Genomic DNA, 17,231 nt, shown 5'->3' on the forward strand with positions numbered 1-17,231 from the left:
GGGCACCCCACCGCGCTGCCCCATGCACGGCCACGACTTCGCCGCCGACCCGCACAGCGCCTACGACGCGATGCGCGCCGCCGGGCCCGCGGCCCCGGTCGAACTCGCCCCGGGCGTGGAGGCCACCCTCGTCGTCGACTACCAGGCGGCCCGCACCGTCCTCCAGAACACCACGAGCTTCAGCCGGGACCCGCGCCGCTGGAAGGCCCTCAACGAGGGCCGTATCGCGCTGGACAACCCGGTGCTGCCGATGATGGCGTACCGGCCCAACTGCCTGTTCACCGACGGCTCGTTCCACCTCAGGCTGCGCAAGGCCGTCACCGACAGCCTGGACCGGCTCAACATCGGCCGGATCCGGCGCGACGTCGAGCCCATCGCGGCCTTCCTGATCGACCGGTTCAGCGAGCGGGGCCGCGCCGACCTGCTCAACGACTACGCGAAGCTGCTGCCGCTGCTGCTGTTCAACCGGCTCTTCGGCTGCCCGGCCGGGATCGGCGACCGGCTCACCAGCTCGATGTCGGCGATCTTCGACGGCCGGGACGCGCTCAAGGCCAACGAGGAACTCACCGCCTGCCTCATGGAGCTGATCGCGCTCAAGCGGCGCGAGCCCGGCGACGACGTCACCTCCTGGCTCATCCAGCACCCCGCCGGACTGACCGACGAGGAGCTGAAGGACCAGCTCGTCATGCTGATGGGCGCCGGGGTCGAGCCGGAGCGCAACCTGATCGGCAACGCCCTGCTCCTGCTGCTGACCCGCGGCTCCTCCACCCGGGGCGCCGGAATGCTGATCGAGGAGGCGCTGGACCACGTCCTGTGGAACAACCCGCCCATCGCCAACTACGCCACCCACTACCCGGTGCACGACGTCGACCTCGGCGGGGTGCACGTCGAGGCCGGCACCCCGCTGGTGATCAGCTTCGGCGGCGCCAACAACGACCCCTCGCTGCGCACGGCCCGGCAGTCGCTGAGCAAGGGCGGCCACCTCGCCTGGGGCACCGGCCCGCACGCCTGCCCGGCGAAGTCCCCGGCGACCGTGATCGCGCTGGCCGCGATCGAGGCGGTCCTCAACGCGCTGCCCGACCTGGCGCTCGACGTCCCGGCGGAGCAACTCCACTGGCGTCCGGGGCCGTTCCACCGCGCCCTGGCCGAACTGCCGGTCCGCTTCACCCCCACCCCCGGCACCCGGGTGGCCGCGCTCCAGCCGGCCGCCGGTCCGGCCGCCCGGCCCCTGCCCGAACCGCCCCGCGCACCCGCCGCCCCGGCGGCCCGGGACACGGGCCGGGCCGCGAAGAAGGGATTTTGGTCCACTTTCCTGGACATCTTCCGGGTCTAGGACAACGACATGTGACAGGAACAACACACTGGGGCGCATGAGTACGGGTGGGGCAGGGGTAGTTTCCGGCCGTATCCGTAACGCTCAGCCCGGCCGAAGGAGCTATGTGTGACTGCTGTCGCGGGCACAGACGGCAGAACCGTCGACCGTCGCGCCGTCATCTCGGTCCTCCGGCGTCTGCGCTCTCCCCAGGGGCAGACCGACCCGCTCCCCCTCTGGGCGGAACTGCGCGCCATGGGCGACGTGGTGCCCGCCCCGTGGGGCGGGTACCTCGTCACCGGCTTCGAGGCGTGCAGCCAGGTCCTGCGCGGCAGGACCTGGCTGGTGCCCGACCTCGCCTGGCAGGACCGGCTGCCCGATCCCGGCCGGTGGCAGGCCCCCGCCACCCGCGAGATGAGCCACGCCCTGTCCCGGCTCAACGCACCGGCCCACACCTGCCGTCGGCGCAGCCTCGGCAACCTCTTCGACCGCCAGACCCTCGCCGCGATGCAGCCGGACATCGAGGGACATGTCGCCGCGCTCCTCGACGTCCTGGCGGAGCGGCTGCGCACCCACGGCGAGGCCGACCTGGTCACCTGCGCCGCCGAGCTGTTGCCCGTACGGACCGTCGGGCACTGGCTGGGCATCCCGGCCGAGCACCACGCGCGCATCCTGGACTTCACCCACCGGCAGGTGCACGCCCAGGAGTTGCTGCCCACCGCGAAGCAACTGGCGGTCTCCGCCGAGGCCACGGCCGAGATGCGGGTCTTCTTCACCGACCTGATCAGGCAGCGCCGGGCCCGCCCCGGCAACGATGTCCTGTCCGGCTGGATCCGCCACTGGGACGCCCAACTGCCCGACGACCGGGCCGAGGCGGACCGCGTCCTCTACTACCTGGTCATGTTCATCACCATCGCGTCCCTGGAGACCACCGCGACCCTGCTCTCCGTCGCCGTCCGGCTGCTGCTGGCGGAACCCGGCCGGTGGGAGTGGCTGCGCGAGCGGCCCGAGCACATCGACGACGCCATCGACGAGGCGCTGCGCTACGACCCGCCGATCCACATCAACTCGCGGGTGGCCGGCGAGGACACGGTGCTGGCGGGCGTGCCCGTGGCCCGGGACACGATGGTCCACGTGCTGTACGGCGCCGCGAACCACGACCCCCGCCGCAACCCGGACCCCTCGGTCTTCGACATCCTCCGCGGGGGCCAGCACCTCACCTTCGGCGGCGGCGCCCACTACTGCCTCGGCGCGGCCCTCGCCCGCCTGGAGGCCCGTACCTTCCTGCGCCAACTGCTGAACCGATTCCCCACCCTGAAACTCGCCGACGGCCCCGTCTACGCCCCCCGGATGGTGTTCCGCCGCGTGACCTCCCTGAAAGTGACGACATGAGCGCCCTGCCCATACCCGTTCAGGCCCTCGGACCCGGCTGGGGCCCCAGGACGCTGCGGACGGACCGGCAGGGCGCCGTCCTGTCGGTGGAGCTGGCCGACCCGGACCGGGGCAACGCGGTCACCGAGGCCCTGCTCGACGAGCTGCTGGCCGTCCTCGACACCCGGGACCCGGAGGTCCGGGTGATCGTGCTGTCCGGGGCCGGTGCCGACTTCTGCCTGGGCGGCGACCGCACCGAGTACGCCGGGCAACTGGCCCAGGACCCCACCGGGGGCGGCGTCCGCGGTTCCGGCGCCAAGGCCCGCCGGGTCTGCGAGGCGCTCGCGCAGCATCCCGCCGTCACCATCGCCCGGGTCCAGGGCAAGGCCGTCGGCGCGGGCCTGGCGCTGGCCCTCGCCTGCGATCTGCGGGTCGGCGCCGAGGACGCGACGTTCCGGCTGCCCGAGCTGGCCCTCGGCCTGCCCACCGCCTGGGGCGGGCTGCTGCCCCGCCTGATCAGCGAGGTCGGCGCCGCGCGCGTGCGCGAACTCGTCCTCACCTGCCGGACCTTCGGCGCCCACGAGGCCCGGGACCTCTCGATCCTCCAGAAGGTCGTCCCGGAGGCGGACCTGGACGCGGCGGTACGCTCCTGGGCCGCCCCGGTAAGCCGCCGCCCGGCCGCCGCGCTGCGCGTCACCAAGCAGTTGTTCAACGCCTACGCCGGTGCGTCACGCCTGGCCGACATCACCGCGCTGGACGCGGAACTGATGGCCTCGGTGCTGGCCGAGCGGGCGTACACGGCCGCGCGGGGCGCGGCGGACGGCACCCACCGTTCCTGAGGGCCGCGCCGCACCGGCCGCCGCCCTGCCTCTCCGGTCGGCCGGCTCTGCCCCCGCGCACCTGGCCGCTCCGGGATATCTCGGCTAAGAAGAATCACCGGTTGCCGCCGCCGGGCGGAGCCGACCGGCGAACGGGAGGGGATCCGTGCAGCAACGGGAAGAGGCCAGGGCCGAAGGACACGGGACGCGGCCCCGGGGACGGAACCTGCCCCGGCCCGACAGACCGCCCGCGGGGGTCCTCGCGCTCCAGGCGAAGGCCGGGAACGGCGCCGTGGCGCAGTTGCTCCGGCAGGCGGGACACGGCGGCGCGGCGCCGGAGCAGCATGTGCACGGCGCCGGATGCGGCCATGAGCGGGCGGAGCGGCCCGCGGTGCAGCGGTCGGCCGTGCACGACGTGCTGCGGGGCGCGGGGCGCCCGCTGGACGACTCGGTCCGCGCCGACATGGAGACCCGGCTCGGGGCCGACTTCTCCGACGTACGGATCCACGACGACACGTCGGCCAGGGCGTCCGCCGCGGAACTCGGCGCCCGCGCCTACACCTCGGGCAGCCACATCGTCATCGGCGCGGACGGCACCGACCGGCACACACTGGCGCACGAGCTGACCCATGTGGTCCAGCAGCGCCGGGGCCCGGTCGCCGGGACCGACCACGGCGACGGGGTGAGCGTCTCCGATCCGTCCGACCGCTTCGAGCGGGAGGCCGAGGCGACGGCGGCCCGTGTCATGAGCCGCCCCGCCGGGCAGCCGGTGGCCGCCGGGCCGGAGTCCGCCGCACCGCGGACCACGGCGCCGGGCGGGCGGGCAGCGGGCCGGACGGCGGAGGAGGCGTCCGGGGCGGCCGTCCCCGCGCAGCGTCTGACCCGCGGCTCGCGCGGTGCGCGGCGCGGCCCCAGCGATCTCGAACTGGCCGAGGACCAGATCGAGGACCTGGCGAACCTGCCCGCCCTGTACGTCCCGGCGGAGACGTTCGGCCGGGACGGCAGCCTGCCGCCCACGCCGACCGCCGCGTACGCGGTCCCGCGCCGTGGCGACGTGGAGGTCCTGCGGACGCGGGACTCCGCGCTGCCCTCCGTCCGCCACCGCGATCCCGGCCCGCGGGAGAGCTGGCCGATGAAGTACCAGTCGGGCCAGTTCATCTACGAGATCGAGATGATCAACCGGCCGGACCGGCGGGGCACGACCCTCATCGACCCCGAGCGCTCCTTCCAGGTCGTCAAGCGCAAGCTGAAGATGCGCGACAGCGGCCACTCGGCGGGGCGCACCTACCGGTTCGACGAGCGCTGGTCGCCCAACCCGGAGTACTGGGGTCCCGTACCCGGGCCGCAGGCCGAGGTCGCCGCGCACGAGATGGGGCTGAGTTCCCGCAGCCGTCTCGCGCAGGAGGACATGCGGTTCTTCCGGCCCCTGCCGGCGCCGCGCAGCCAGCCGTTCGTGTTCCACGTCGCCGACGACCGCGTCGACCCGCACTTCCTGCACGCGGACGGCGCGCAGAAGGACCGCCGCAGGGACGTCACCGCGGCGGCCTTCGACCACACGGCCGCCAACGCCCACCCCGAGGACTACCGGCGCAAGTCCGTCTCGATGCTCTCGGCGCCTCCCCAGGTGGGCCGCGGCGACGCGGGCCGCAGCCCGCACCGCACCATGGGCGGCGTCCAGGCCCACGAGCTGATGGGCGCCGAAGGGCGCAAGGGCTCCTCCGGTCAGCGGCTGGCCTCGCACGAGTGGTGCCATCTGATCGGCGACGGCGACGGCGGCCCGGACATGCCGGAGAACCTGGTGATCGGCACCAACGCGGTCAACACCGAGCAGCTCGCCATGGAGACCGCGCTGCGCCCGCTGGTGCCGCGGCTGGCGGCCCTCGGCTATTCGATCCAGCTGGACGCGGAGGCGCTGGTCACCCCGTCGCCCGTCGAGGTGCCCGGTGTCCCCGGCGGCAGGTGGAACTCCGCCGAGTTCATCAGCTACCGCATCTCGCTCGTCCCGGTGGGCCGGATCAACTCCAGCCGCAAGCGGGAGATCCACCGGCAGGTCATGGACGGGCGGCGCGGCACCATCACCGAGCTGGAGTTCACCTATCTGCACAACACGGTGCGCTCGAAGCTGCGCCAGGCCGTCGCCGAGATCCACGCGGCCCAGCAGGAGCGCGAGGCGCGGGAGCAGGCGGCGGCGTACGGCGGTCAGGGGCGCTACGACCGCGACGACCGGTACGGCGGTTCCGACCGGTACGGCTCGGACCGGTACGGCCGGTCGGAACGGTACGACCGCGGGGACCGGTACGACGACGTGTACCAGTAGTGACGTCTCTAGTTACAGCCTCTAACGCTTTCTGTTGCACCTCACCCTCTAAATGACCTATAACAGTAAGGGAGGAGCCAGCCGCCGCCGGGCGGCACGGTCGATGGAGGTCGTCATGCATGCCGAGAAGCTGGTCGAGGTCGTTCTGCCGGGCGTCGTGGAACCCGAGGGACTGGAGATCCGGCGGGGCGAGGTGCCGGTCGCCGCTCCGGGCCGGGTCGTGATCCGCATGGAGGCCACCGGGGTCTCCTTCGCCGAGCAGCAGATGCGCCGGGGCCGCTACTACGACCAGCCGCCGTTCCCGTTCGTCCCCGGCTACGACCTGGTCGGCACGGTGGTGGCGGCCGGTGACGGCGTACCGTCCGCCCTGGTCGGGACCCGGGTGGCCGCGCTGCTCAAGGTCGGCGGCTGGGCCAGCCATGTGGCCGTCGACGCCGCCGACGTGGTGCCGGTGCCCGCGGGGCTCGACCCGGCGGAGGCGGAGACCGTGGTGATCAACGGCATCACCGCCTGGCAGATGCTGCACCGCAAGGCCCGGGTGCGCGCGGGCGGGACCGTGCTGGTGCACGGCGCCAACGGCGGCGTCGGCTCGGTCCTGGTCCAGCTCGCCGCCGCCGCGGGCGCGAAGGTGATCGGCACCGCCTCCGCCCGCCACCACGACGCGCTGCGGGCGAAGGGCGTCGTCCCCGTCGACTACCGCACCGAGGACGTCCCGGCCCGCGTCCGCGCCCTCGCCCCGGGCGGTGTGGACGCCGTCTTCGACCACGTGGGCGGCCCCGGCATCGTCGACTCCTGGCGGCTGCTCGCCCCCGGCGGCACCCTCGTCTCCTACGGCACCGCCTCGACCCGGGACGACGAGGGCTCCCAGCAGCTGCCCGTGCTGAAGCTGCTCGGCCGGGTGTGGCTGTGGAACGCGCTGCCCAACCGGCGGCACGCGTACTTCTACAACGTCTGGGCCGGCCGGTCCCTCGGCCGCGACCGCTTCCGCGCCCGGCTGCGCGCCGACCTCACCTCGGTGTTCAGGGCGCTGGAGCAGGGCGAGATCACCGCGCAGGTGGCCGCCCGGCTGCCGCTCGACCGGATCGCCGACGCGGTGCGGCTGGCGGAGTCCGGCACCGTCGCCGGAAAGGTCGTCCTCAACCCGTAGCCCCCGGGCGGGAGTTCCCGCGCGAGACCCCTGATCGCGGCCGCCCGCCGGGTAGATTGACGGCGAAGACGGCACGGCAGGCGGCGCTCGGGGGGAGCACGGAGATGGACAACGGCGCGGTCCTCGGGGGGCGTTACACCCTGCGCGAACGGATCGGCGCCGGAGGCATGGGCGTCGTGTGGCGGGCCACGGACGCGCGGCTCGACCGGCAGGTCGCCGTGAAGCTGCTGAGCGTACCGGCGGGCCTGACCGAGGCGGAACGGGCCCGGTTCCTCGGCATGTTCGTCCGCGAGGCGCGCGCCGCCGCGGCACTGGAGAGCTCGTACATCGTCCCCGTCTTCGACCACAGCGCGGACGGCGACACGCCGTATCTGGTGATGCCGCTGCTGTCGGGGCGCACCCTGCGCGAACTCCTCGACACCTACGGCCCGATGGAGCCCGCGCGGGCGGCGGAGACTGCGGCCCAGGTGTGCCGGGCCCTCGTGGCGGCCCACCGTGCGGGCGTCGTGCACCGCGACATCAAACCGCCCAACGTGATGGTCACCGCCGAAGGGACCGTCAAGGTACTGGACTTCGGCGTCGCGAAGTTCCTCGACGCCAGGACCGGTGCCGGACATCTGACCGCGACCACGGACGCGCCCGTGGGCACCCTGCACTACATGGCGCCCGAGCGGTTCACCCGCGGCGGGGACACGGGTGCGGGCGACCTGTACTCGCTGGGCTGCACGCTGTACGAGACGCTGACCGGGACCACGCCGTTCACGGGCGCCTCCGCGGCCGTCCTGATGTACAGCCATGTGCACGAGGAGGTACGGCGCCCCTCCGCGCTGCGGCCCGGACTCGGCGCCGTCTGGGACGAGTTGCTGCTGCGGCTGCTGGCCAAGGACCCGGCGGACCGCCCGGACGCGACGGCCGCCGCGACGGCGCTCGACGCACTGGCCCGCCCCGCCCCCGAGGGGGCACCTGCGGCCGCCGCCACCTCCTACGTCCTCGCGCCGCCCCGGCGCACCGGCCCCGCACCGGTCCGGCCCGCGCGCCGCCGCCTGTGGGCGGCGGCCGCCGCGGCCGTCGCCGCGGGCGCCCTCGCCGCCGCGCTCGCCGTCACGCAGCCGTGGCGGGACACGGGCGGCGGTGCAGCGGGCGGCGGCTTCGACGGCGCGGCCGGCACCGTGGCGCCCGCCGCGCACCCCGAGACCCTCACCGAGGGCACGGCTGCGGACTCCAGGGGCCCGGCCCCGGCGGTGAACGGCGCCCGGCGCGGCGGACGGGTCGCGGTCGTGGAGTCCTCCCTCACCACGGTCGACCCGGGCGACGCGCAGGCCGCGGGCGACGTCAAGCTGAGCCAGCTCGCCTATCGGAGCCTCACCGGTCTCAAGACGCTGCCGGACGGCACCGTACGCCTCGTCGGGGACCTCGCCGACGGTCCGGGCGCGGTGAGCGACGGCGGCCGCACCTGGACGTTCCGCCTGAAGCCGGGGCTGCGCTACGACACCGGCGAGCCGGTGCGCGCCGGGGACTTCGCGCACGCGGTGGAACGCACCCTCGACCCGGCGTTCAGCGCCGACGACGACCTGATGCGCCGCCGCCTGCTCGGTCTGTCGGGCGCCGAGCGGATGAGCGGCGCCGAGCTGCCCTCCGGGGCGGTCGGCACCCCGGACGACCGCACGGTCGTCTTCCGCCTGGCCGCGCCCTGCGCCGATTTCGGCGTCGCCCTCTCCGGCCCCTCCGGGGTGCCGGTGCCCCGCTCCTGGACCGGGAAGCCGCCGTCGGCGCAGGCACCGCCCACCACCGGGCCGTACCGGATCACGAAGGCGGACCTGTCCGGTGGCAAGGGCACGGTCGAGCTGGCGCGCAACCCGCGCTGGCAGCCGGACAGCGACCCGCTGCGCACGGCGTACCCCGACCGGTTCACCGTCGAGAGCACCGGCGACGCCTCGACCGCCGGGAAGACGCTGCTGTCGCTGGCGGAGTCGGGCGTGCCGGTGATGACCTTCACCGGCGGTCCGCTCGGCCGGGACAGCGTCCCGGCGGACGCGCGGCTGCGGACCCTCACGGCACCGGCGTGGTACGCGCGGAGCTACTTCGTCAACACCCGGCGCCTGACCGACCCGGCGGTCCGCAGGGCGGTCGCCACCGCGATCCCCGCCGGGCAGGTGCTGCGCGCCTCGGGGGTGTCGGGCACGGTCACCCATCATCTGCTGCCGCCCGGTGTCGTGGGCTCCCGGGGCTTCGACGTGTTCCGGGCCGGGGACGACGGCGACCCGGCCGCGGCCCGCGCCCTGCTCGACGGGGCGGGCAGGACCGGCCAGAAGCTGACGGTGGCCTACCGCTCGGACCAGTTCCACGGCGCCGCCCAGGCGGAGACCGTGCGGCAGGCCCTCAAGAAGGCCGGGTTCACGGTCACCCTGCTGGCCGTGGCGCCCGAGAAGTTCTACCAGGACACGGCCTCCTACGACGTGTTCGGCTCCGAGGCCCTCACCGCCTCCCTTCCCGTCGGCTCGTCCCTGCTGCCGGACTACTTCAGCGCGCACAGCGCCCAGGGCCTCGGACACGTCAACTGGTCCCGGCTCGCGGACGCGGGCGTCGACGGGGCCGTCGACGACGCCGACGCCGCCCCGGACATCCGTACCGCCGGGGCCCGTTGGGCGGCCGTGGACCGCCGGGTGATGGAGCAGGCCGCGGCGGTCCCGGTGTACGTCCCGACGCTCGCCTTCACCGTGTCGAAGTCCCTGCGCGGGCTCCAGACGGACGGCTACGGGGTGTCGGCCCTGCGCGCCTGTGTGCAGGGCGGGTAGCGGGGCGGCCGCCGGGCGTCCGCCCGGGTGCTCCACGACCGCGCCCGGCGGGGACGGCGGCGGGCGCGAGGCCGCTCCCGCGCCCCGACCGCCTCCGCGCCGGTCCCCCGCCCTCACTCCGCCAGGTCGGGTGCCCGCACCGGGCGGCGGAATCCGCCGGTGCGCAGCGCGAGGACGCCCACGCCCACCAGCGCCCAGACGGCGCCCACCACCTTGGCCGGGGTGTCCAGGCTGACCCACAGGGCCACGTTGACGGCGAACCCGAGGACGGGCAGCAGCAGTTGCAGGACGGCGGCACCGAGTCCGCGGGCCTCGGGCCGTCCCGCGCGCCGGTCGCGCACCCAGAACCCGATGACCGCGAGGTTCACCGCGGCGAACGCCACATAGGCACCGAAGTTGATCAGCGAGGCGGCGCTGCCGAGGTCCAGGAAGACGGCGGAGGCGGCGACCGCTCCCACGACGAGGACGTTCACGGCGGGCACGCCGGTGCGCGCGTCGAGCCGTCCGAAGACGCCGCGCGGCAGCATGCCGTCGCGGCCCATGGCGTACAGCAGCCGTGCCGCGCTCATCTGCTGGGTGAGGCCGCAGCCGAGGACCGCGGTGAGATAGCCGCCCACGAACACGGCCTGGAAGGCGGCCCCGCCGATGTACTTCGCGATCTCCGGCGAGGCGCCCACGATGTCGCCGACCGCGGAGACGTCCGGGAAGAGCGTCTGCATGGCGTAGGTGACGGCCAGGAAGAACACCCCGGCGGCGGCCACGATGAGCAGGATGGCGCGCGGGATGTCCCGGTGCGGGCGCTCGGCCTCCTCGGAGAGCGTGGAGACGGCGTCGAAGCCCAGGAAGGACAGGGCCAGCAGGGAGGCGCCGCCGAGCAGGTCGGTCACCGGCACCGTGGTCAGGTCGAACCCGGCGGTGCCGAAGGAGCGTCCGTGGCTGGTGATGGCGCGCACCGCGAACACCAGGAACGCCACGGCCACGCCCGCCTGGACGATCACGAGCGCCACATTGACCTTGGCGGCCATCCGCACGCCCACCAGGTTGAGCGCCGTGCAGACGACCACGGTGGACAGCACCCACACCCAGGCCGGGACGGCGGGCAGCACGGCGCCCATGTAGATCGCGGCGAGCAGGGCGTTGAGCATGGGCAGCAGGACGTAGTCCAGGGTGGCGGACCAGCCGACCAGAAAGCCCACGGGGGCGCCGAGCGCCTTGCCCGCGTAGGTGTACACGGACCCGGCGGAGGTGATGCGGCGGGCCATCCGGGCGTAGCTGAGCGCGGTGAGCCCGACCGCGACGAGGACCGCCAGATAGGCGAGCGGCACATGGCCGCCGGTCTGCTCGGAGACCAGGCCGAAGGTGTCGAACACGGCCAGCGGCGCCATGAAGGCGAGGCCGAGGAAGACGATGTGGCGCAGCTTGAGGGTGCGGCGCAGTCCGGCGCCCCCCGCGGTGTCCGGGCCGTCCGCGGTGTCCGGGCCGTCCGGGGCCGGTTCCCGGTCCGGGGCGGTGTGCCGGGCGCGGCCGGTGGTGCCGGTGGTGCCGGTGGCGGCACCGGGTGTGCTGTCAGGCATGGGCGTGGCCTCCGTCGGCGTGGGCGGAGCAGGAGGTGAGCGCGCCGTGGTGGGCGGGGGCGGGGCGTGCGGTGGCGGCCTCGTGGACGATCTCGCCGCCCACCCAGGTGATCTCGGCCCGCTGCTGGAGCAGGGCCGCGGGATCGGATTCGAGGGCGTAGAGGTCGGCGGACCAGGCGACGAGGTCGGCGTGGGCGCCCTCGCGGATGACGCCGTACTCGTGCTCGCGGTGCCAGGCCCAGGCGCCCTCGGCCGTGTAGCCGCGCAGCGTCTCGTCGAGGCCCAGGCGCTCCGCCGGGGTCCAGGTGTCCCGGCCGTCGAGCCCGGCCCGGGTCAGGGCCGAGTAGACGCCGATCAGCGGGTCCATCTCGCCGACCTGCCAGTCGCTGGAGAGGGCGACATGGGCGCCGGAGGCCATGAGCGAGCGCAGCCGCCAGGCGCGGTCCCAGCGGGCCTCGCCGATGTTCTCCATCCAGGTGCCGGCCACCAGGTCCGGGGAGCAGTGGCGCGGCTGCATGGCGGCGGTGACCCCGAGCCGGGCGAAGCGCGGCAGGTCCTCGGGGGCGAGGCACTCGACGTGCACGATGCCGTGGCGGCGGTCGCGGGTGCCGTTGGCGCGGGTGGCGTGCTCGATGGCGTCCAGGGCCAGGCGGATGCCGCCGTCGCCGGTGGCGTGGGTGTGGGTCTGGAAGCCCAGGCGGTCGAGTTCGGTGACGGCCGCGGTGAGTTCGCCGAGCGGCGCGGAGGGGTGGCCGCGGTGGCCGGGGCGGTTGGCGTAGTCGTCCAGCAGCCAGGCGTTGTGGGGTTCGACGACGTCGTCGGCGTAGAGCTTGACGGGGCCGAAGGCGAGGCGGTCGCCGCCGGGCGCGGCGTCGGCCGCCTCGCGCAGCCGCTGCCGGAACGCGCCGTCGGAGCCCATGGGGTGGAAGAGCGCGGCGATCACGCGGGAGCTGAGACGGCCCTCGTCCCGGGCCCGCCGGAACAGGTCGATCTCGGCGAGCGGGACCTGCGGTTCCACCACGGTGGTGATGCCGGCGGCGGTGGCCATCTCCAGGGAGCCCAGCAGCTTGCGGTAGCGGCGCTCGGGCGCGTACATGGGGATGTCGCGCTGGAGCCCGGCCAGGCCCGCCGTGGTCATGGCGCTGGTGTAGAAGTCGGTGACCCAGCCGGTGGCACGGCCCGCGGCGTCGCGTTCGGGCCTGCCCCAGGGGATGTCGCCGCCCTCGTCCAGGCGCAGCGCGGCGACGGCGGCGTCGTTGAGCCACACCGAGTGCTGGTCGTAGGTGGTGACGAAGACGGGGCGGGAGGTGAGTCCGGCCAGGTCGCGGGCGGCGGGGCGGCGGCCGGGGACCACCGAGTACACGGCGTTCTCGGCGCAGATCCAGGTCAGGTCGGGGCGGGCGGCGGCGAGTGCGGCGATGCGGGCGCGCACCTCGTCGAGGGTGTCGGCGCCCTCCAGGCTGACGGCGTCCGGGTCGAAGCCGAGCAGCAGGTGGTTGTGGCTGTCGATGATGCCGGGGGTGATCAGGCCGCCGTCCAGGCGGCGGTGCTCGCGGGCCGCGGGGGCGTCCGCCGCGTCGCCCACGTACGAGATCCGGCCGCCGGTGACGCCGACGGCGGCGGCCCAGGGGCGGGCGGCGTCGAAGGTGCGTACACGGGCGCCGGTGATCAGGGTGTCGAGCATGGTGGTCCTCGGTTCTGGTGCCTGCCACGGACGGGGGTCCGGTGCGTGGCCGCGGACGGGCGGCGCGGGGGTGCCGAGACGGTGCGCGCGTTATTTGTCATCGGCGTCAAAGAATGGGTCGAGTGTCATGACGTTCTCGGCTACTGTCAAGGGCATGCCGCGCCCGAAGAACCAGGAAGAACGCCGCGCCCACCTCATCCAGGCGGTCATCGACACGACCGCGCTGACCGGACTGCGCTCCCTCTCGCTCGCGGACGTGGCGCGCCGGGCGGGGCTGACCCGGGGGGCCGTCCTGTACTACTACGACGACCTCGACGCCCTGCTCAGCGAGGCGTACCGGGCGGGCATGGAGCGCCTGTGCGACCGGCGGGACGCGCTGCGGGACACGATCGGCGACCCGGCGCTGCTGCTCGGGGAGACGATCCGCGCCGGGCTGCCGACCGGCCCGGACGACGCGCTGATGCGTCTGCTGTACGAGTTCGACGTGGTCGCGGGGAGTTCACCGCTGCACACCACGCTGGTGGAGTCGATGTACGAACGGCAACTGGCCACGTACCGGGCCGTGCTGGAGCGCGGCGCGGACGCCGGGGTGTTCCGGCTGACCCTGGACCCGGCGACGGCGGCCCTGAACCTGGTCGCGCTGGAGGACGCCTACGGGCTGCACATCGTGGCGGGCAACGGCCAGATCAGCGTGGAGCGGGCCGCCGGGGCGATGTTCGAGGCGGCGCGGGCGTTCGGCGCACCGGCCGCCTGAGGCCGGGGTCCGGGCGCCTGAGGCCGGGGTCCGGGCGCGGGAGAAGCGAGCGAGCGGGCCCCCAGCGGGTCACTCGGGGCCGTAGTAGAGCCGCAGGAACTCCTCCATCGCGGCGTCGACGGCGGCGCGGTCGCCGGTGACGAGCAGGTCGAGCAGCAGGCCGCGGACGGTGGCGAGCCCGAGCCGGGCGCGAGCGCGGGCCGTGGCCGGGTCGGCTCCCGCGGCCGTCTCGGCGGCCGTCAGCGGCTCCAGCCAGTCCGCCACGAACCCCTCGGCGAAGGCCGCGACCTCGGCGCGGCCCCGCAGCGCGTGCCCGCACAGCTCGAAGAAGAGCCGTTCCTGACCGGCCGCCGAGGGGTCCGCCAGCCGCCGCCACAGCCGCCGCGCGACCTCGGCGGGCGGCAGGCCGGGCGCCGGGCGGGAGCGCGCCAGCAGGGAGCGCTGGCGCTGCTCCGAGGTCCGTACGATCTCGGCGAACAGCCGCTCCTTGGAACCGAAGTAGTGGATCAGCATGCGGTGGCTGACCCCGATCGCGGCGCCCAGCCCGCGCAGGCTCAGCTCGGCGATGCCGTGCACCGCGACATGGTCGGCGGCGGCGTCCACCAGCCTCGCGCGCCGGTCCTCGTCCGTGCCGTGCCCGGCCCGGCTCCCCCGGCGCGGATCCGCCGCGCCCCGGCCGTCCGCGCCGCCCGCCGCCTCGGCCGCTTCCCCCGCCGCACCATCCGTCACGCCGCGAGTGTACCCATCGGCGCGCGGCGCATGTACCGTGTGGTACATGCAGTCTGTCACCGTGTCGACCGACGTACCGCAGACGCCCGAGCAGGTCTACGACTTCCTCGATGTCATGGCGCACCACGAGCGCTTCACCGACCACTACCTGACGCACTGGCGCTACGACGGCCCGGACCGCGGCATCGGGTCGCGCGCCACCGTCACCGCAGCGCTGGCCGGTTCGCGCGCCGACGTCGCCATCGAGGTCGTCGAGGCCGACCGGCCGCGGCGCATCGTCGAACGCAACGTCAGCGCGGGCGGCCGGCGGCTGGCCCGCGGCACCTACACCGTCGAGCCGCTGGGCACCGGCGGCAGCCGCGTCGCCTTCACCTACGCCTGGTCGCGCGCCCCGCTCGCCGACCGCCTGCTGGCCCCGCTCGTCCGGGCCGTCATGCGGCGCGCCAACCGCACGGCCCTGCGCCGGATGGCCGCCGAGCTGGACCGGCGGGGGCAGTCCGCCGCCGCGTCCTGACCCCGGCGCGGGGCGGCGGTCGCGGCCCTTCGTTCAGTGCTGGGCGGCGAACGCGCCGCTGAGCCGCCCGCGCAGGGCACTGCCGGCGTCGTTCAGGCCGATGACCTCGACGCTCTTGCCCCGCTGGGCGTACTTGGTCTCGACGGCGTCCAGGGCCGCGACGGAGGACGCGTCCCAGATGTGGGTGCCGCTGAGGTCGATGACCACCTTGTCCGGGTCGCCCGCGTAGTCGAAGCGGCCCACCAGTTCGTCGGCGGAGGCGAAGAAGAGCTGGCCGCTCACCCGGTGGACGACCCGGGTGCCGTCCGGGTCGGTGACCGAGGTGACCTCGGTGAGGCGGGCGACGCGCCGGGCGAAGACGGCCATGGCGGTGAGCGAGCCGACCACGACGCCGATGGACAGATTGCCGGTGGCGACGACCACGACGACGGTGACGGCCATGACGGCACTCTCGCCCAGGGGCATGCGCCGCAGGGTGGCGGGCCGGACCGAGTGCCAGTCGAAGGTGCCGACGGCGACCAGGATCATGACGGCGACGAGGGCCGCCATGGGGATCGTGGAGACCACCGGGCCGAGCGCGATGCACAGGACGAGCAGGAAGAACCCGGCGAGGAAGGTGGAGAGCCGGGTCCGGGCGCCGCTCTTCACATTGATCATGGTCTGGCCGATCATGCCGCAGCCGCCCATGCCGCCGAAGAAGCCGGTCACGATGTTGGCGATGCCCTGGCCGACCGCCTCGCGGGTCTTGTCCGAGGGGGTGTCGGTGAGGTCGTCGACCAGCTTCGCGGTCATCATCGACTCCATGAGCCCCACCAGCGCCATGGCGAAGGCGTACGGGGCGATCACGGTGAGGGTGTGCCAGGTGTACGGCACGTCGGGCAGGCCGGGGACCGGGAGCGAGGAGGGCAGGGTGCCCTTGTCGCCGACGGTCGGCACGGCGATCCCGGCGGCGACGGTGATCACCGTGAGGACCGCGATGGCCACCAGCGGCGCGGGCACCGCCCGGGTCAGCCTCGGGAACAGCACCATCAGGGCGAGACCGGCGGCGACCAGCGGATACACCGCCCAGGGCACATCCCTGAGGTTGGGGATCTGCGCGGTGAACAGCAGGATGCCCAGCGCGTTGACGAAGCCCACCATCACGCTGCGCGGCACGAACCGCATCAGCCTGGCCACCCCGAGCCCGCCGAGGATCATCTGGAGGACACCGGCCAGGATGACGGTGGCGATCAGGTACCCGAGGCCGTGGGCGCGGACCACGGGTGCGACGACGAGGGCGACCGCGCCGGTGGCGGCGGAGATCATCGCGGGCCGGCCGCCGACGAAGGCGATCACCATGGCCATGATGCACGCCGCGTAGAGGCCGACCTTCGGGTCGACACCGGCGATCACGGAGAAGGAGATCGCCTCCGGGATCAGCGCCAGACCGACGACGAGGCCCGCCAGCGTCTCGGTGCGCAGCACCGCCGGGGCCGGCCAGGAGAGCCTGCCGGGCCCGCGCAGCAGGGCTGCGGGCGAGCGGCGGGAGGTGGGCGCGGGATCGGGACCGGAGGAGGGCAAAGGAGTACTACCTGTCGTGTTCGAGGAGGAGGGAAGGGGTGCGAAAGGGTGGGAGGAGCGGGGAAGAGCGGGGAGGAACTCTACTCTAACGTTAGGGTAGAGATCGCAGGCCGAAGAGCCGCACAGCGAAGAGGCGAAGAGCGGAGAGGCGGAGAGACGCACGTGGACGGCACCTATATGCAGATCGGCGAGGTCGCCGCGCGCACCGAGCTGTCCCTGCGCACGATCCGCCACTACGAGGAGAGCGGACTCGTCGTCCCCTCGGCCCGCTCCCAGGGCGGTTTCCGGCTGTACACCGAGACGGACGTCGCCCGGCTCATGGTGATCCGCCGGATGAAGCCGCTCGGTTTCACCCTGGACCAGATGCGCGACCTGCTCGACGCCACCGACCGCCTCGACGCCGTCCCCGCCCCGCGGGGCGAGGAGCGCGCGGCCCTGCTGGCGCGGGTGCGCGGCTACGAGCGGAGCGCCGCCGAGCAGGTCGGCACCCTGCGCACCCAGCTCTCCCGCGCCGAGGACTTCGCCCGCACCCTCCGCTCCCGCCTCGGTCCGGCCCCGGACACGGCGGACGCGCCGCTGCGGATGACGTGGGACACGGTCACTCTCGACTGCCCGGACCCCCTGGCCCTGGCGGAGTTCTACCGCGCGGCCACCGG

12 protein-coding genes and 1 pseudogene are annotated in these 17,231 nt (G+C 74.4%); 9 read left to right on the forward strand and 4 right to left on the reverse strand.

Annotation, left to right across the window (positions count from 1 at the left end; translation table 11 throughout):
• The first annotated feature begins 22 nt into the window (after positions 1-22).
• The 6 genes from ACWDYF_RS11715 to ACWDYF_RS11740 all read left to right on the forward strand — a co-directional run bounded on the left by ACWDYF_RS11715 (position 23) and on the right by ACWDYF_RS11740 (position 9,760).
• On the forward strand, positions 23-1,333 hold the full coding sequence (locus tag ACWDYF_RS11715; RefSeq protein WP_381742374.1) for a cytochrome P450 family protein: 1,311 nt from the start codon (positions 23-25) through the stop codon (positions 1,331-1,333).
• Between the two features lie 108 nt (positions 1,334-1,441).
• Positions 1,442-2,704, forward strand: coding sequence for a cytochrome P450 (locus ACWDYF_RS11720; RefSeq protein ID WP_389465463.1), 1,263 nt, complete (start codon positions 1,442-1,444; stop codon positions 2,702-2,704).
• Positions 2,701-3,522, forward strand: a complete 822-nt coding sequence (locus ACWDYF_RS11725) for an enoyl-CoA hydratase/isomerase family protein (RefSeq protein ID WP_389465459.1) — start codon at positions 2,701-2,703, stop codon at positions 3,520-3,522. The genes ACWDYF_RS11720 and ACWDYF_RS11725 overlap by 4 nt, the downstream gene beginning before the upstream one ends.
• Positions 3,523-3,667: 145 nt before the next feature.
• Complete coding sequence (locus ACWDYF_RS11730; RefSeq protein WP_389465455.1) at positions 3,668-5,818, forward strand: eCIS core domain-containing protein; 2,151 nt, start codon at positions 3,668-3,670, stop codon at positions 5,816-5,818.
• A 115-nt stretch (positions 5,819-5,933) separates the two neighbouring features.
• Complete coding sequence (locus tag ACWDYF_RS11735; protein ID WP_389465452.1) at positions 5,934-6,965, forward strand: medium chain dehydrogenase/reductase family protein; 1,032 nt, start codon at positions 5,934-5,936, stop codon at positions 6,963-6,965.
• A 104-nt stretch (positions 6,966-7,069) separates the two neighbouring features.
• Positions 7,070-9,760, forward strand: a complete 2,691-nt coding sequence (locus ACWDYF_RS11740) for a protein kinase domain-containing protein (protein WP_389465449.1) — start codon at positions 7,070-7,072, stop codon at positions 9,758-9,760.
• 113 nt (positions 9,761-9,873) lie between these two features.
• Here the strand turns inward: ACWDYF_RS11740 and ACWDYF_RS11745 are convergent, their stop codons facing one another.
• Positions 9,874-11,334: an APC family permease gene (locus ACWDYF_RS11745; RefSeq protein WP_389465446.1), complete on the reverse strand. Its 1,461-nt coding sequence runs from the start codon at positions 11,332-11,334 to the stop codon at positions 9,874-9,876.
• Positions 11,327-13,018 (reverse strand): amidohydrolase, encoded by a 1,692-nt coding sequence (locus tag ACWDYF_RS11750; RefSeq protein ID WP_389465444.1) that lies wholly within the window; start codon positions 13,016-13,018, stop codon positions 11,327-11,329. The genes ACWDYF_RS11745 and ACWDYF_RS11750 overlap by 8 nt, the downstream gene beginning before the upstream one ends.
• 154 nt (positions 13,019-13,172) lie before the next feature.
• On the opposite strand from ACWDYF_RS11750, the gene ACWDYF_RS11755 reads away from it, so the two are divergent.
• Positions 13,173-13,772, forward strand: coding sequence for a TetR/AcrR family transcriptional regulator (locus ACWDYF_RS11755; RefSeq protein ID WP_389465441.1), 600 nt, complete (start codon positions 13,173-13,175; stop codon positions 13,770-13,772).
• A gap of 69 nt (positions 13,773-13,841) precedes the next feature.
• Here the strand turns inward: ACWDYF_RS11755 and ACWDYF_RS11760 are convergent, their stop codons facing one another.
• The gene (locus ACWDYF_RS11760; RefSeq protein ID WP_389465438.1) at positions 13,842-14,501 is read right to left on the reverse strand and encodes a TetR/AcrR family transcriptional regulator; all 660 of its coding nucleotides are present in this window, start codon (positions 14,499-14,501) and stop codon (positions 13,842-13,844) included.
• 46 nt (positions 14,502-14,547) lie between these two features.
• Here ACWDYF_RS11760 and ACWDYF_RS11765 point away from each other — a divergent pair, with 46 nt between their 5' ends.
• Positions 14,548-15,015: an SRPBCC family protein gene (locus ACWDYF_RS11765; protein ID WP_381742189.1), complete on the forward strand. Its 468-nt coding sequence runs from the start codon at positions 14,548-14,550 to the stop codon at positions 15,013-15,015.
• A 33-nt stretch (positions 15,016-15,048) separates the two neighbouring features.
• On the opposite strand, the gene ACWDYF_RS11770 is transcribed toward ACWDYF_RS11765, so the two are convergent.
• Positions 15,049-16,575 (reverse strand): SulP family inorganic anion transporter, encoded by a 1,527-nt coding sequence (locus ACWDYF_RS11770; RefSeq protein ID WP_389465435.1) that lies wholly within the window; start codon positions 16,573-16,575, stop codon positions 15,049-15,051.
• Between the two features lie 162 nt (positions 16,576-16,737).
• On the opposite strand from ACWDYF_RS11770, the pseudogene ACWDYF_RS11775 reads away from it, so the two are divergent.
• Positions 16,738-17,130 (forward strand): annotated as a pseudogene (locus ACWDYF_RS11775) (MerR family transcriptional regulator); the annotation flags it as partial.
• Positions 17,131-17,231 lie beyond the last annotated feature (101 nt).

It is taken from the genome of Streptomyces sp. NPDC003284 (assembly GCF_053589675.1).